The 14,901-nt window shown below is 47.8% G+C and carries 15 protein-coding genes and 1 other annotated feature; of the genes, 2 read left to right on the plus strand and 13 right to left on the minus strand.

Features of this window, described 5'->3' with window-relative positions:
* Positions 1-52: 52 nt before the first annotated feature.
* The 3 genes from NSS94_RS16420 to NSS94_RS16430 form a co-directional block, all read right to left on the minus strand.
* Positions 53-2,683 (minus strand): ComEC/Rec2 family competence protein, encoded by a 2,631-nt coding sequence (locus NSS94_RS16420; RefSeq protein WP_341040418.1) that lies wholly within the window; start codon positions 2,681-2,683, stop codon positions 53-55.
* A 203-nt stretch (positions 2,684-2,886) separates the two neighbouring features.
* The gene (locus NSS94_RS16425; RefSeq protein WP_069010453.1) at positions 2,887-3,405 is read right to left on the minus strand and encodes a deoxycytidylate deaminase; all 519 of its coding nucleotides are present in this window, start codon (positions 3,403-3,405) and stop codon (positions 2,887-2,889) included.
* An 89-nt stretch (positions 3,406-3,494) separates the two neighbouring features.
* Positions 3,495-4,142, minus strand: coding sequence for a ComEA family DNA-binding protein (locus NSS94_RS16430; protein ID WP_341039667.1), 648 nt, complete (start codon positions 4,140-4,142; stop codon positions 3,495-3,497).
* Positions 4,143-4,436: 294 nt separating this feature from the next.
* Between NSS94_RS16430 and comER the strand changes: the two genes are divergently transcribed.
* A complete protein-coding gene (gene comER / locus NSS94_RS16435) occupies positions 4,437-5,282 on the plus strand; it encodes a late competence protein ComER (protein ID WP_029515371.1) in 846 nt (281 codons plus the stop codon).
* Here comER and leuS read toward each other — a convergent pair.
* Positions 5,263-7,701: a leucine--tRNA ligase gene (leuS, locus tag NSS94_RS16440; RefSeq protein ID WP_069010451.1), complete on the minus strand. Its 2,439-nt coding sequence runs from the start codon at positions 7,699-7,701 to the stop codon at positions 5,263-5,265. The two genes, comER and leuS, sit on opposite strands and share 20 nt — an antisense overlap.
* 61 nt (positions 7,702-7,762) lie before the next feature.
* Positions 7,763-8,020: a binding site (T-box leader), on the minus strand.
* Between the two features lie 184 nt (positions 8,021-8,204).
* Here leuS and NSS94_RS16445 point away from each other — a divergent pair.
* Positions 8,205-8,594: a tautomerase family protein gene (locus NSS94_RS16445; protein ID WP_029515373.1), complete on the plus strand. Its 390-nt coding sequence runs from the start codon at positions 8,205-8,207 to the stop codon at positions 8,592-8,594.
* A gap of 72 nt (positions 8,595-8,666) precedes the next feature.
* Here the strand turns inward: NSS94_RS16445 and NSS94_RS16450 are convergent, their stop codons facing one another.
* From NSS94_RS16450 to NSS94_RS16490, 9 genes are all read right to left on the minus strand, one after another.
* Positions 8,667-9,440, minus strand: a complete 774-nt coding sequence (locus NSS94_RS16450) for a class I SAM-dependent DNA methyltransferase (protein ID WP_029515374.1) — start codon at positions 9,438-9,440, stop codon at positions 8,667-8,669.
* Positions 9,441-9,443: 3 nt separating this feature from the next.
* Positions 9,444-10,352 carry a CvfB family protein gene (locus NSS94_RS16455; protein WP_029515375.1) on the minus strand — a complete coding sequence of 303 codons (909 nt, stop codon included), beginning with the start codon at positions 10,350-10,352 and terminating at the stop codon, positions 9,444-9,446.
* Positions 10,349-10,696: a ribosome silencing factor gene (rsfS, locus tag NSS94_RS16460; RefSeq protein WP_013311194.1), complete on the minus strand. Its 348-nt coding sequence runs from the start codon at positions 10,694-10,696 to the stop codon at positions 10,349-10,351. Before rsfS ends, NSS94_RS16455 begins: the two co-directional genes overlap by 4 nt.
* Positions 10,693-11,289, minus strand: coding sequence for a bis(5'-nucleosyl)-tetraphosphatase (symmetrical) YqeK (yqeK, locus tag NSS94_RS16465; protein ID WP_341039668.1), 597 nt, complete (start codon positions 11,287-11,289; stop codon positions 10,693-10,695). The genes rsfS and yqeK overlap by 4 nt, the downstream gene beginning before the upstream one ends.
* Positions 11,273-11,863: a nicotinate-nucleotide adenylyltransferase gene (gene nadD / locus NSS94_RS16470; protein ID WP_341039669.1), complete on the minus strand. Its 591-nt coding sequence runs from the start codon at positions 11,861-11,863 to the stop codon at positions 11,273-11,275. The genes yqeK and nadD overlap by 17 nt, the downstream gene beginning before the upstream one ends.
* Before the next feature lie 17 nt (positions 11,864-11,880).
* Positions 11,881-12,177, minus strand: a complete 297-nt coding sequence (gene yhbY, locus NSS94_RS16475) for a ribosome assembly RNA-binding protein YhbY (RefSeq protein ID WP_013311197.1) — start codon at positions 12,175-12,177, stop codon at positions 11,881-11,883.
* Positions 12,178-12,245: 68 nt separating this feature from the next.
* Positions 12,246-13,115 carry a shikimate dehydrogenase gene (gene aroE, locus NSS94_RS16480; RefSeq protein ID WP_029515378.1) on the minus strand — a complete coding sequence of 290 codons (870 nt, stop codon included), beginning with the start codon at positions 13,113-13,115 and terminating at the stop codon, positions 12,246-12,248.
* 110 nt (positions 13,116-13,225) lie between these two features.
* A complete protein-coding gene (gene yqeH, locus NSS94_RS16485) occupies positions 13,226-14,353 on the minus strand; it encodes a ribosome biogenesis GTPase YqeH (protein ID WP_069010449.1) in 1,128 nt (375 codons plus the stop codon).
* Positions 14,346-14,876 carry a YqeG family HAD IIIA-type phosphatase gene (locus NSS94_RS16490; protein WP_013311200.1) on the minus strand — a complete coding sequence of 177 codons (531 nt, stop codon included), beginning with the start codon at positions 14,874-14,876 and terminating at the stop codon, positions 14,346-14,348. The genes yqeH and NSS94_RS16490 overlap by 8 nt, the downstream gene beginning before the upstream one ends.
* Between the last annotated feature and the right edge of the window lie 25 nt (positions 14,877-14,901).

Raw genomic sequence — 14,901 nt, forward strand, 5'->3', positions numbered from 1 at the left:
ATGTAGATTGGATTCAAAGCAAACAACACACTCCTAAGAGTGAGCACCCGTTTTAGTGTGTTGTTGTATTCGTATCTGTTTTGTACTGTTTGCGTTGGTACCGCACACTCAGTTTTCCTTGCTGTGCTCGAATCTGTATCTCTCCCATCGTATCGGTTCGATATATAGCAGAATCAACTGCTGACAAACGTTCCAATACCGCTTCATTCGGATGTCCGTAAGTATTGGTCGCACCGACCGAAATGACAGATACTCTCGGTCGCCAGTAGGATAACCACTCTTCCGAGGTAGAATACTTGCTGCCGTGATGTGCTATTTTCATGACATCTATAGCATTCCTTGCCCCTCCCGTTGCTCCTTCATCTTTCAAACGGAATGAAGAAGGGGTTAATTCAGCAAGCAACAATGACTCTGCTGCATCATCCATATCTCCTGTGAACAAAAAGGAGGCTCCCTCCATCTCCAATATCATGGCAACAGAGTAATGATTTTGTTCCTTCATAACAGGCAGCTGTTCAGATTCGTTATCCGGTAGCGTAAACGGATAGAGAAAGCGGATTTTCGTAGCCTGGTCTGGTTCCCATTCCATGCTATGATGTGCCCCGTACAGCTTGATCTGCTTATCTAAAGCCGTGTTCAACAGCTTACGGAATGGAGCTTTATCTGTCAGGGTACCATTAAAAAACAAGGTAGATACGGGAATCTGGTCAAGCACAGCTTGTAATCCTCCGGCATGATCATGATCTCCGTGTGTTAAAATGACAGCATCTAGTCGATGCACACCTCGTTGCTTTAGTAAGGGTACAAGCGTATCTTTACCTACCTCGTAGGGATCTGCACGCTTGCGCCAAGCATTTTTCCCTGTTGCAAAGTCCATTGTCCCCCCGCCATCAACCAAGATATGTTTCCCGCCCGGCGTTGTGATTAAAATGCTGTCACCTTGGCCCACATCCAGATATTGAACAATTCCCGTATTACCCTCACCATGAGATTGGTAACCTGTATACAATATTCCAAGCCAAGCAATAACACTTAGAGCCAGTGCCAAATGACGATAACCATTCCACTGTCGACGCGCAAATCTCCCTGCTCCCTCAGGTTCAAGAGCCGTATGCAATATAGCCGCCCACTCTGAAGAAGCTGCTAATCCTGTATAGATAGTTGATGAATTGGGAGTAGAGTCCAAGACGGTAATGTCGTTCGTTTTTCTGCGGGATGTCAGCCACGTTGTGAGCCAGTACAAAACACTGTACAAAGCTACGTAATACGCTATGACCCACAGAATGGAGGAAGACGGCCAAATACTCACATAAGCATCATCCACATTCAGCCATTTTACTAGTAAAAAGGTCAAATCGTTCAATTGCTCTGCCGGCCAAGCAAAAATGCGAGCCCCATCCCCCCACAAAAAGGCAACTCCCATCGCCACCGTACCCAATGGAAGGACGATATATGTAATAAGGGGTACAAGCACAAAATTGGCCGCAAATGATAGCAGCGAAAATTGATTAAAGTAGAATACCGTCATTGGAAACGAAACAAGCTGTGCCGTAATTGTAATCGCAACTTCACCGCCGATCAGGAAAGGCCATTTGGCGAAAAACGGCTTCATAAGCGGCATATAAATGAGCAACCCACCTGTCACCAAAAAGGAAAGCTGAAAGCTGACGCTAAGTAGATAATATGGATTCCAAATCAGCATGAGCAGCGCAGATATACTTAGAATATTAAGTCCGTCTTTGAGCAACCCTCGTCGGGCTGCAAACAAGCCGATCATCGCCATAATTCCTGCCCTCACAACAGAGGCAGAAGCACCAGTCAGCAGGACATAAGCCGGAATTAGTATCATCACGACCGTAAGAGATGTCTCGCGGCTAACTCGTAACAGCCTGAGTAGATATAATAGTGTAGCTGCATATACCGCCACATGCATGCCCGATATTGCTAAAATATGCGTTAAACCAAGCTGCGTAAACTCGTTATAGGTTGCTGGGTCCAACTCATCTGTTACCCCAAGTACCAGTCCTTTCATATATCCTGCGTGATGAAACGATGTAAATGCCAGTTCCATTCTCTGTCCTAGCTGCTCCCTAAGCTGGTCATTCCACCTGAACAAAGTGTAGCGGTTCCATAGTGAAGCATCCTGCTTCTGTAACGAGGCTGCCCCATCGCCTTTGAAAAGCCAGTGGATTTCCTGTGTGTGCAGGTATTCACTGTAATCAAAGCCACCAAAGTTCCCCGCTTTTGCAGGAGCCTTTAAGGTGCCACGCAGTAGGATCGCATCTCCACGTTGCCATGCTGCCGCAAGTTGCTGTTCCTGCTTGGCAGCCAACTTGATATGAACAATGACCTGTTCAGAAATTGGTGCACGATTCTCGTCCTTGTTTGAATGATTTCCGAAGTGATTGATTGAAGTAACTCTCATCTCAAACTGTGTTCGATCACCATCTACCTGTACTTCAGAAGCGATAAACCCTGCTGCTTGAACAGGCATGTCTTCCACCATAGAAGACGATACATGAAGAGCATCGGGAATACTGCTAACATTATGCATATCATGCCAAAACCAATGAAATCCACCTCCGCTGAATACAAGCCAAAGTAACACCATATGCCGGATGGGGATTTTCATCAATAAAGCTATAAGCGGAAAGATCAGAGTAATCCCCGCCCAGAGTAACAAAAGCATACGTCCAGAATACAGACATGCTCCCGCACTTCCTGTAATCCAACAAACAGTAAGGGTCAATATAGGTCTAGTTAACACAAGCTTAGCTTGAATACGATCACCTTCCGGTAGCAAACATTGCTTTCTGTTCACAAACACAAAACAAAAAGAACCTCTGACAAAATAGCATTCGTCAGAGGTTCTTCCTCGTTTACTTTTTAATTCATAACATCCATCAGCGTTTCTTTTGGTGGATGATAGGTCTTCAGCATACGAAAAGCGATGCCCTTTTCCTCCATCATAGCACGAACCTTGTCGGCATCTTTGGGATAAGGTCGGTGGTATACAATCTCCACAATACCGCTGTTCGCCAACATATTGGCACACGTCCAGCACGGCTGATCGGTGACATATACTGAAGAGCCTTCACGATCAATTCGGTCAGTAAACAGCAGCAGGTTCTGCTCCGCATGAATAGTGCGAATACAACGCTGCTTTTTAACCATTTCCTCGTGCCCATCACGGTGAACGACCTCATACTCCTCTGAAATCATACAGCCTGCCTCCGAACAGTCAGGCACCCCCGATGGTGCTCCATTATAGGCCGTCCCCAAGAGCTTTTTACCTTGTACAAGTACGGCTCCAACATGACGCCGCGCACAGCGCGAACGGGTGGATACCATATAAGCGATATCCATGAAGTAGGTGTCCCAGTCCTTGCGTACATCTGCACTCATTTCCATCTCTCCCGTATAAACAAGTTAAAACGTAAACCATATCCGCTACCGCCGTTCTCAGGGTATAAGCATTGTAATTATTACATAATTTACAAGCTGACATACGGCTTCATTTTCGCCAACATTTTAGCTCCGATTCCTTTTACATGATCCAAATCATTCACACGTTTGAACGCCCCGTGCTGATTGCGGTAGTTCAAAATAGCCTCGGCTTTCTTAGACCCAACCCCTGGTAGCTCCATTAACTCGGCAGCAGTCGCCGTGTTGATGTTTACCTTCTTTTCGCCGGAAAGGGGTGTAGTAACCGAATCACTTACCGTATTGGTCCTACTCGTCGTTGCACCACTCGAACTGACAATACCTGTGTCTGAGGTCGGATCCGCAACACCTGACTGCTTTACGGCACTCGAATTTCCCGCAATAGAGTTTCCGCTCAGAGCAGCAGATATACCAGTAGATATCTGCACAGTATCACTTTTCACTTTGTAAGCGGCTTCGGCATTCCTACTGCGCTCAGCTTTGTCTGAAGGTTCTTTTACAGCAGGCTTTTCCTGGGCATAGTCACTGCTGCGCTGCGACTCATTTGGCTCTGAATCCATCGCCACAGCCTGCTCCACCTTATGGTTAAGTAAAGTCCACTCTTCTTGCGGCTCAGAACGCTGTCCTCCGGCAAATAAAATAAGTCCACTGCCGATTACAGCAAGCGTTATCGCTGTTCCTGTCCATACGCGTTTCATTTCCGTATCGTCCCCTACTCCACATGGATTCGAGAAATTGAGCCGACTGAAAACACCGCCTCTATCAAACAGAGCACGTCTGTCCAATTCCCGTTTAGCCGGAGGGTGTAAACAACCTCCATACGGTCTCGCTGTGAGCATTTTTACAATAAAGTGGTACGACCCCGGGCACGATCTAACATGCTCAGACATAAAATTCGTCATGTCGGCCAAGACCAGGCGCATACACTAAGAAGAATGACAGCTGACAGCACAGCGTCTATACCGCAAAGTATGAAAGGAGGACGTTGAACAATGAAAGTTGGATTTATCGGGACTGGCAGCATGGGAAGTCTGCTAATTCAGTCTTTTATTCATTCTAACGCACTCAAGCCGCAGCAAATATCAGCAAGTAATCGAACGCATTCCAAGGTAACCGAGCTAGCCCGTCGTTATCCAGGTTTGCATGCAGTCCAAAGCAACCGTGAAACGGCAGCGGAAAGCGATGTTCTGTTTATCTGTGTGAAGCCGCTGGAATCAAAAGCCGTAACGGATGAAATACGCAACGTCATTACAGAAGAGCAAATCGTCGTATCTATCACAAGCCCGGTGCAGATTCGTATTTTAGAGCATGCACTGAAAGCTAAAGTGTCCAAAATTATCCCCAGTATCACCCACCAAGTAGGCAGCGGAGCCTCATTATGCATCCATGGAAGCCGGATTACAGAGGAGGACCGCTTCCTTCTGGAAGAGCTTATGTCCCACATCAGCAGGCCGATTCGGGTTAAAGAATCTTATACTCGGATCACGTCGGATTTTTCGAGTTGCGGTCCTGCTTTCTTGGCCTTTTTTATGGACCAGTGGATTCAAGCCGCAGTTCAAGCTACAGGTATGGACCGTACGGAGCTATGCGCTCTGGCCGGTGAAATGATCATCGGCACTGGAAAGCTGCTCACGGAAGGCGGGATGACACCAGCCGAGTTACAGGCCAGAGTAGCGGTTCCCGGAGGTATTACCGCCGAAGCTCTCGCACTGTTGGACATCAGCCTGCATAGTGTCTTTCCCGAGCTGATACAGGTAACGCACAACAAATATGAAGAGGACATGCAAAAGATAGATGTCTCCTTCGGATTAAAGCCAATTAACCGGCAACAATATTAACCAGCTTACCTGGAACAGCAATTACCTTGCGGATCGTTTTGCCGGCCAGTGCCTGCTGAACATTGTCCAACGACACAGCGAATGCTTCCATCGCTTTAGCATCAAGATCCTTGGCAATCGTTGCACGCTGCACAATTTTACCATTCACTTGCACAACAATTTCCACTTCGGCGTCCACCGTCCATGCTTCATCATAAGCAGGCCAAGCCGCGTAGGTAATGCTATCATTGTGCCCCAGCAGCTGCCACAATTCCTCGGCCAGATGGGGTGCAAGCGGCGACAGCATTTGCACGAAGTTTTCCATTGCTGCACGCGGCAGAAGGTCTGCTTTATATGCATCGTTGGTGAAGATCATCAGCTGGCTGATCGCTGTATTGAAGCGCAGTGCATCCAGATCTTCAGTTACTTTTTTCAGCGTTTTATGCCAAGTACGATTGAACTCATCGCTACCGCCGTCATTTGTAATTTTATCGTTCAGGCTACCATCCTCGGAAACAAACAGGCGCCATACGCGGGACAGAAAACGATGTGCTCCCTCTACCCCATTCTCATTCCATGGCTTGGTCGCTTCCAGCGGCCCCATAAACATCTCATAAATACGCAGCGTATCGGCGCCAAACGTATTGACAATATCATCAGGATTAATGACATTACCGCGTGATTTACTCATTTTTTCATTGTTGTTGCCCAAAATCATACCCTGGTTGACCAGCTTATAAAAAGGCTCTTTCGTTTCCACTACGCCGATATCATACAATACCTTATGCCAGAAACGGGCATACAGCAAGTGAAGAACCGCATGTTCAGCTCCGCCAATATACAAATCAACAGGCATCCATTCACGTTGTTTCTCTTTGGATACAAGCTCTTTGTCATTTTTCGGATCAATAAAGCGCAGGTAATACCAGCAACTTCCTGCCCATTGCGGCATTGTATTCGTCTCGCGACGTGCTTTCATACCTGTCTCAGGATCAATGGTTTCCACCCAATCTGTTGCGTTCGCCAGCGGGGATTCACCTGTACCTGAAGGCTTAATATTGTCCATCTCCGGCAGTACGAGCGGAAGTTGGTCCTCAGGAACCGTTTTGATCGTTCCATCCTCCAGATGAATTACCGGAATCGGCTCGCCCCAATAGCGTTGACGGCTGAACAGCCAGTCACGCAGGCGGTAGGTGACTTTGCCGTGTCCTTTGCCCTCGGCTTCCAGCCATTCAATCATCTTCGGAATCGCGTCCTCGTTGGTAAGTCCATTCAGCGGGCCTGAATTCACGTGTGGTCCATCCTCAGTATATGGCTCATTAGCCACATCTCCACCTTGGACAACCTCAATGATATTCAATCCGAATTGCTTGGCAAATTCCCAGTCACGCGTATCGTGAGCAGGTACAGCCATAATCGCTCCAGTTCCGTAGCCTGCCAGTACATAGTCAGCAATCCAGATCGGCAGCTTTTCGCCGTTCACTGGGTTCACTGCATAAGCTCCTGTGAATACGCCTGTTTTATCCTTGGCCAGATCCGTACGCTCCAGATCGCTTTTACGAGCAGCTTGTTCACGGTACTGTTGTACAGCATCCTTTTGCTCAGGCGTAGTGATAATATCCACCAATTCCTGCTCTGGTGCCAGCACACAGTAGCTTGCGCCGAACAGTGTATCTGGGCGAGTTGTAAATACTGTGAGTTGCTCGTCATAGCCCTCAATCGGAAAACGAACCTCTGCCCCGGTAGACTTACCGATCCAGTTCCGTTGCATATCCTTAATACTCTCAGACCAATCCAGTTCCTCCAGATCATCCAGCAGACGATCCGCGTATTCCGTAATTTTCAGCATCCATTGACGCATTGGTTTACGGACGACCGGATGACCGCCACGCTCACTCTTACCGTCAATAACTTCTTCATTCGCCAGCACCGTTCCCAGCGCTGGGCACCAGTTCACAGGTACTTCAGCTACATATGCAAGGCCGCGCTTGTACAGCTGGATGAAGATCCATTGTGTCCATTTGTAATAATCAGGATCCGTCGTGCTGATTTCACGATCCCAGTCGTAGGAGAAGCCGAGCGATTTGATTTGACGGCGGAAGTTATTTACGTTTTTCACCGTAATTTCGCGTGGGTGCTCCCCTGTATCCAGCGCATGCTGCTCCGCAGGCAGACCGAAGGCGTCCCAACCCATCGGATGCAGTACGTTGTAGCCGCGCATTCTTTTATAACGTGAAACAATATCCGTAGCTGTGTAGCCCTCCGGGTGGCCTACATGCAGGCCGGCTCCAGATGGGTACGGAAACATATCCAAAGCATAAAACTTCGGTTTGCCCGGTTCTTCCCCGGTGCGGAACGTCTTGTTCTCATCCCAATATTTCTGCCATTTTGGTTCAATACTTTGCGGTTGATAGCCGTGCTTCGGCTGTGTGTCTGTCATTGTCTTTTCCTCCTCAAACGGTATGCAACAAAAAAACCTCTGCATCCCGTAGCGTGTCAGCGCTAGGGACGAGAGGTTATATTCCCGTGGTACCACCCTAGTTAGCAGAAAGCGTTCTTCGCGTTCTACTCCCTTTGCACCTGATAACGGAGGTGATCCGATGCGGGTTAATAACAGGATACAAGCACCAGTATAGGGCGTTCCTGCGTTGGACGCATATCTCCGAGGCGAGTTCACTTTGTGCTGTCAACCGGCTTGCACCACCCGCCGGCTCTCTACATGTCCAGACAAAGCTACTACTCCTCATCAGCGATTGTTTAACCGTTAATAATGGCACTATTATATTGAAAACCGCGAAAAAAGTCAAATAAGGACTACCTTTGGTGTTAAGAGCCCTCTCCATACTAAATTTTCATGACACATGCATACGAATGTTTTATAATAATTCCGAGTTAAATCGCTTCAAGCTGAGATGAGTTGAGATAAGAAAGGTGAGCTGAGACATGGCACAAATTAAAATTTACGGAATAAAAGAGACTCTAAATCCAATCAAAAAGCAACTTTCAGAGGTGATTCATTCTGCTGTGGTGGATGCGTTCAAATATCCTCCTGACAAGAGGTTTCATCGTTTTTTTCCTATGGATCAGGAAGATTTTATATATGCCGATGGTCGCTCTGAGGCGTACACCATTATTGAAATCAGTATCTTTGAAGGCAGAACGATAGAAGCTAAGAAGCAACTCATTAGCCTGTTATTCCAAAGAATTAACGATCTTTTGGGTATTTCTCCACAGGATCTTGAGATTACTATATTTGAAACACCCAAACAGAACTGGGGCATTCGGGGTGTACCGGGTGATGAGCTTCAGTTGAACTATAAAGTGAATATATAAGTGCAAAAAGACGCCCTTCATGTCATCATGAAAAGCGTCTTTTTTTTCCCATATTCGTTCAATGAATCTTTGCTATTTTACAGCAACATAAAACAGTCTCGCCGCGTCATCTTCTGCTTCTACCCATTCAAAATCCGCATATACCTTCACATCGCGAAAACCCGCTTTGGACAATTCTGCCTTCATCCAGTCTGGGTCATAGGCACGTTGTACATGTATTTCCTCGAAACGCTGGTATAGATCGCGTCCTTCATGTTCTGCTTTCGCAAAGATACTAAGATGATGCTCAATTTCACAACGGGGAGTGTCCAACGCACATGTCCAGATATATGAGATAGAGCGTTCGTCCAGTACGAAAGGCTGCTCTTCATCATAACGTAAAAACGTCTGGGGATGATGCACATCGAACAAAAAGGTTCCGCCAGGCTTCAGACCAACATGCGTTCTGCGAAAAGTAGAAATGATATCTTCTTCCTCCAACAAGTAATTCAGACAATCGCAAAAAGAAATTACAGAATCCACAGGCTCGGGTAAAATCCATTCTCTCATATCCTGCTGTATCCAGCGAACGCTTCCCTCACGAAACAATCGCTGTCCCTGTGGAGTGGTTTCCATTTTGCGACGGGCTACTGCCAGCATGTCAGAGGATAAGTCGATTCCAGCCACTTCGAACCCTGAGTTAACCAGGGGAATCGTAATTGAACCCGTTCCGCAGCCCAGCTCGGCCACCGTATGCGGCATCCCGTACTGATCCCAAGCCTGCCGTGCAAAGCGCAACCAGTCCGGGTACGGCATGTCCTGCATCAGCTCATCATACACATAGGCAAACTTCCGGTAAGAAGCCATTTTTTATTCCCCATTCCCGTCCTTCGGTTTCGGCATTTTCTCCACCAGGTAGGTCCAGTTTTCCTTTTGTGTAACCATTCCTTCCTTCATCAGCTTGCCCATCGCACGCTTGAAGGCGGATTTACTAATACCAAACCGTTGCTTGATAATATCCGGCGGTGTTGCGTCGGAGTAAGGCATACCGCCGCCCGGACGCTCTTTCAGAAAAGCAATCAATCGATCCGCATCCTCATCACGGCCCACTTCCTTGCGTGGCGACATTGCCAGATTGACCCGACCGTCTTCGCGAACAAGCGTGACCCGTACCTTAACCTCTTCGCCCAAGCGAAGCATCCGGTTGCGTTCTGAGGAGTGAATCATCCCAATCGCGCCAAAACCAAGCACCCCTCCGTCCACCAGAACGAATGTGCCCATTTGAAGCGGCTTGTACACAGTCGCCTGCACCCACGTATTCAGCCACGAATCAGGGGCGTGGAAGCACAACGGAGCCAGTTCCTGTTCCCCTGCCAGCTTAGCCCGCAATCTGCCTTGCTTGTCATGCTCCATAATGGCATACACGTAGTCGCCCACCCGAGGATGCAAATCTCGGTTTTCTGGCAACTCACGAATCGGCAGCAAAAGCTGACGACCCAATCCCATCTCCAGGAAACAACCCAAACGCGGATGCACATCGGCCACCTCAAGCTTAGCCATTTCGCCCAACGACAAGAACGGCTTTTTCATGGTTGCAGCCAAACGGTCCTCTGTATCGTGAAAAATAAATACCTCCAACCGTTCACCAACTTCAATTTCACGTGTCAGCTCCGTATAGTGCAGCAGCACATCCTGCTCACCAACAGTGAGAAAGTAGCCGAAAGGAGATACCTCACGATCCACCATAATGGTGACATAAGTACCGGCGATCAAACTCATACCTTTTCCACAACCTTAGCATCCGACCAGAGTCGTTCAATGTTGTAATATTCGCGCTCGTCGCGATGGAAGACATGCACTACGACATCCCCCAAATCCATTAGAACCCAACGGGCGGAATCCATTCCTTCGATTCCTTTGATAGTTACACCTTCATCATGAGCGCGTTTGCGAATTTCTGTTGCAATCGCCTGTACCTGTGTATCCGAATTACCGTGGCAGATGACAAAATAATCAGCTACAAGTGATATTCCCCGCAAATCCAGTGCGACAATATTCATTGCTTTTTTATCATTTGCGGCATCAACCGCTGTTTGCATTAATTGCTCATTAGTTAGGGTCATTCATGAACCTCCGTTTTTCTCTGTTTTAGTTGTTGAATCAAGTCATTGCGCGACAAGACTGTCAGTGGAAAAATAACCTTTTTCTTCTCCAGCAACAATGAAATTGTGGAGTCAAATCCAGCGACAAGGCCCTGCTCCAAACTTTTCTTTGCCTGTTTACGGATATGCTCAACCCCGGGAAAATCCCGTCCCGGTTCGATGTAATCAGCGAGACACACGACTTTGTCCAGCAGGCTCATACCTACGCGTCCTGACGTATGCCAGCGGATCGCATTCCTTATTTCAGAATCATCCACTCCGTAATCTCTTGCTGCAACGCAGTATCCTACCTCTGAATGCCAGAGCTGCTTGTCATGTTCCAAAAGCTCCTGATCACATTCGGGATGACTGCGAATCACCTCTTCCATCTGCTGAACAGGCCAATATTTCGCTAAATCATGCAAAATAGCCGCCAGTTCGGCCTTATCCGGATCTGCTCCATAACGCTTCGCAAGCTCCACTGAGGTATGCATAACACCTAGTGTGTGCTTCCAGCGTTTTTCAGGCATTTGACCAGATACGGCTTCCATTAATTGCTCACGGCTGTACTTCATACAAACCGCCCCTTGTAATATAGTCATGCACTCGATCAGGCACAAGATAACGGATAGTGCGCCCTTCCGCAGCACGCTCTCGAATATCCGTGGACGAAATGTCCACCACTGGCATATCTGCCAGCAGTACCTTGTCCTGCAAATATTGTGGCAACTCATCCATTGCAAGCTGGAATCCTGGGCGCCGAACACCAATGAAACAAATTCGCTGCGCCAGTTCCTCAATTCCCTGCCAATGAGGCAAGTAGTTCACCATATCCGCACCAATAATAAAATAAAAATCCACAGCAGAATGCAACTCCTGAAGCTCCTTGATCGTGTCAATGGTATAGGATACTCCCCCGCGAAGCACTTCAATATCCAGCACTTCAAAAGCAGGATGACCCGCCACCGCTTCACTCGTCATCTCCAGACGCTCTTTACCGCTCGCCCCCGCCTGATGCTTGTGCGGAGGAATATGAGAAGGCATAAACCATACTTGATCTAGCCCATAGGCATCTCTTGCCGCTTCTCCAGCCAGCAGATGTCCAATATGAATCGGGTCAAATGTACCACCCATAATACCGATTTTCATAATTTTCTCCCCGCATGTTATCCTCTAGGCAACTCAATTTCCTTATGGTCACGGGATTCTTTGTACAAAATAATAGTGCTCCCGATGATCTGTACAAGCTCAGAACCTGTCTCCGCGGCCAGTTCTTCCGCAATTTCATGCTTGTCGTCCAAACAGTTGTTCAAAATTTGTACTTTCATCAGCTCACGCTTTTCAATCGCATCGTTGATGTGACGCATAAGATGCTCATTCGTACCGTTTTTGCCTACTTGAAAAACCGGGTCCAAATGATGCGCCATTGAGCGCAGATATCTTTTTTGTTTACCTGTTAACATGTATATTTAACCCCTTCGTCGCCACATATGCAATGCAGCATTTCCATAATTTTAATGTACCCTCTTACTTACGACAGGCTACTCAGCACAGCTGCTCTCATTTGCTCTACAGCAGGGACAACCCCTGTAAAATACTCAAAAGCCACAGCCCCCTGGTACACGAACATGCCCAAGCCCCCATGTACAGTGCAGCCGCGCTGTTCACGGCTTTCCTGTAAAAGTCTCGTTTCCAACGGGTTGTAGATCAAATCACTCACAATGATTCCCTCCGGAATCAAGCTCGTTTCCAGTGGAAGTTCATCCGATAAAGGAGACATTCCCACCGAGGTTGTGTTAATCAAAACATTCACTGTGGCGAGCACGCTCTTGGCATCCTCGTTGGAATAACCCCTCACTGGGATCGCTTCCGTCGTCCACTCTAATGCCAGTTGCTCAGCTTTGTCACGTGTTCGGTTCAAAATAATGACCGATTCCGGCTGCTCCTCCAACAGAGCATGAATCACGCCACGAGCAGCCCCTCCGGCTCCAAGCACAGCAATTCTTGCTCCCTTCAACTCAACAGAAGTCTCTTCTTTGAGGGAACGTACGTAGCCAATTCCGTCCGTGTTATACCCCTTAAGCCGTCCATTATCATTTACTATCGTATTGACAGCGCCAATGAGTCTGGCACCTTCATCAATCTCATCCAGATATTTCATAACCTCGACTTTATGGGGAATCGTCACATTGACTCCGCGGAAATGCAAAGCGCGAATCCCCTTCATGGCATCTTCCAGCTGATCCGGTTTTACATGAAGAGGTACAAAATCTCCTTCAATCGCCGCTGCCTGCAAAGCTATTTTATGCATAAGAGGCGATTTGGAGTGCTTGATTGGATCACCCAATACGCCCAATAGTACAAGACCTTGTTCAGTCGCTTCAGACTCCCCGCTGTTCATCGTCGCTCTCCCCCATATTGCAAAATATTAGGCCGCACAAATACATGAATGGCGGCAGGAACCAGTACAGTACCTGTTCCTTGCCGCCCTATAACATGGTTACAGCAACGTTATATCAACGCAGGCCGCAAAAGCACACGGACTCCCCGAGGAGCATGAATCGCAACCAGAGCTCCGTTCTCGCTATTTACCCTGATCCATCCCAAGCCGGAAATATAGATGTCCGATGGAGACTTGCGTGGCACGCGGAACTCATGTCTTGTCCATTCCGGCATCTCTGCCAATTGATCGCGTGTTGGCGGAGATAACAATTCCCCGGCATGATCAGCGAACAACTGATCAGCTCGCTCCAGCTTCGTGCGATGTATCTTAAGACCACCGTTAATGTAGCAGGTAAAAGATTGGTGCTGACCGTCGACAAAATCAAATCGGGCCATACCGCCGAAAAACAATGTTTGTCCGGCATCAAGCTGATACGCAGCAGGCTTCAGCGGCTTGTCCGGCATAATAGCGCTCAAGTCCTGACGGGAGACGATCTCACTGAATCGCCAAGGGTATACAATACCCGGAGTATCAATAATGTGCTTGCCGTCGTCGAGCGGAATATTCACCATATCGAGTGTAGTTCCCGGGTAACGGGACGTTGTGAGCTCCTGCTCCATGTCGCTATAATCACGAATCAAACGGTTAATGAGCGTGGATTTACCCACATTTGTCGCTCCAACCACATATACATCGCGGTTACCACGGAGCTCAGATACCACATCCAAAAGACGGTCAAAGCCCTGATTTTTTTTAGCTGAGCACAGTACGATTTCTTCCGTGCGAAGCCCTTGCTCCTTCGCTTGCTTTTGTACCCAGTTACGTATCTTGTTCCAATTCGTTACCTTAGGCAGCAAATCGGTCTTGTTTACAGCCAGTATAACCGGATTAGAGCCTACAAAGCGTTGCAGACCGGAAATCAAGCTGCCTTCAAAATCAAAAATATCTACAATGTGGATAACGAGTGCATCCTTGTCGCCAATCTGGCTGAGCAGCTTCAAAAACTCATCTTGATCCACCGTCACTGAAGACGTCTCATTATAGTTTTTGATTCGGAAACAACGCTGACAGATGACAGGTTCGCGAGTAAGCAATTTTTCAGGAATAAATCCCGGAAGCTCCGGGCTAGTGGTCTGCACGGTTATACCGCAACCACTACATTTGACGGCAGTGCCGCCGTCAGGTCTTTCAGTCATTCTTCTTTTCCTCCTCAAGCCATAAGCCTTTCTTACGTAACCTTGTGAGCGCGATTCGCTCCAACCGCCGATTAAATCGAGTCATGACTCCTTCATCATGAATGGATATCGGTAGCACCAACACCGTATGCAACCCCAGTCGGTTACCTCCCAATACGTCCGTCAACATTTGGTCTCCGACCATAATAGTTTCTTCCGGAGTCAGCCCCATCATACGGATGGCTCTACGAAAAGACGAGTTGGAGGGCTTCCGTGCGGCATGTATAAATTCAATGTCCAAAGGCGTAGCAAACACGGATACACGGTCCATATTGTTGTTAGACACGATGACAAGCTTAAAACCCGCCTGTTTGACCTTCTCAAACCAGGCCACCAGCTCGGGAGTTGCATTCGGCGCTTTTGCGCCGACCAGCGTGTTATCCAGATCCGTAATAATGCCGCGATATCCTTGAGCATATAAGCCTTCAAGATCAATATCAAAGACGGTATTCACCCGTAATTTGGGCATCAGCATTTCAAACAACGTCGGTCACCTCAGTTTCATACGA

Source organism: Paenibacillus sp. FSL L8-0644 (genome assembly GCF_038008165.1).
GTDB classification, from domain to species: Bacteria; Bacillota; Bacilli; order Paenibacillales; family Paenibacillaceae; genus Paenibacillus; species Paenibacillus polymyxa_D.

Excerpts from the sequence above, each read along its gene's own strand:
- NSS94_RS16425 (WP_069010453.1), bottom strand. The coding sequence starts at position 3,405 with ATGAGTGCAGATGTACGCAAGGACTGGGACACCTACTTCATGGATATC.
- NSS94_RS16430 (WP_341039667.1), bottom strand. The coding sequence starts at position 4,142 with ATGAAACGCGTATGGACAGGAACAGCGATAACGCTTGCTGTAATCGGC.
- comER (WP_029515371.1), top strand. The coding sequence starts at position 4,437 with ATGAAAGTTGGATTTATCGGGACTGGCAGCATGGGAAGTCTGCTAATT.
- leuS (WP_069010451.1), bottom strand. The coding sequence starts at position 7,701 with ATGACAGACACACAGCCGAAGCACGGCTATCAACCGCAAAGTATTGAA.
- NSS94_RS16445 (WP_029515373.1), top strand. The coding sequence starts at position 8,205 with ATGGCACAAATTAAAATTTACGGAATAAAAGAGACTCTAAATCCAATC.
- NSS94_RS16450 (WP_029515374.1), bottom strand. The coding sequence starts at position 9,440 with ATGGCTTCTTACCGGAAGTTTGCCTATGTGTATGATGAGCTGATGCAG.
- NSS94_RS16455 (WP_029515375.1), bottom strand. The coding sequence starts at position 10,352 with ATGAGTTTGATCGCCGGTACTTATGTCACCATTATGGTGGATCGTGAG.
- rsfS (WP_013311194.1), bottom strand. The coding sequence starts at position 10,696 with ATGACCCTAACTAATGAGCAATTAATGCAAACAGCGGTTGATGCCGCA.
- yqeK (WP_341039668.1), bottom strand. The coding sequence starts at position 11,289 with ATGAAGTACAGCCGTGAGCAATTAATGGAAGCCGTATCTGGTCAAATG.
- nadD (WP_341039669.1), bottom strand. The coding sequence starts at position 11,863 with ATGAAAATCGGTATTATGGGTGGTACATTTGACCCGATTCATATTGGA.
- yhbY (WP_013311197.1), bottom strand. The coding sequence starts at position 12,177 with ATGTTAACAGGTAAACAAAAAAGATATCTGCGCTCAATGGCGCATCAT.
- aroE (WP_029515378.1), bottom strand. The coding sequence starts at position 13,115 with ATGAACAGCGGGGAGTCTGAAGCGACTGAACAAGGTCTTGTACTATTG.
- yqeH (WP_069010449.1), bottom strand. The coding sequence starts at position 14,353 with ATGACTGAAAGACCTGACGGCGGCACTGCCGTCAAATGTAGTGGTTGC.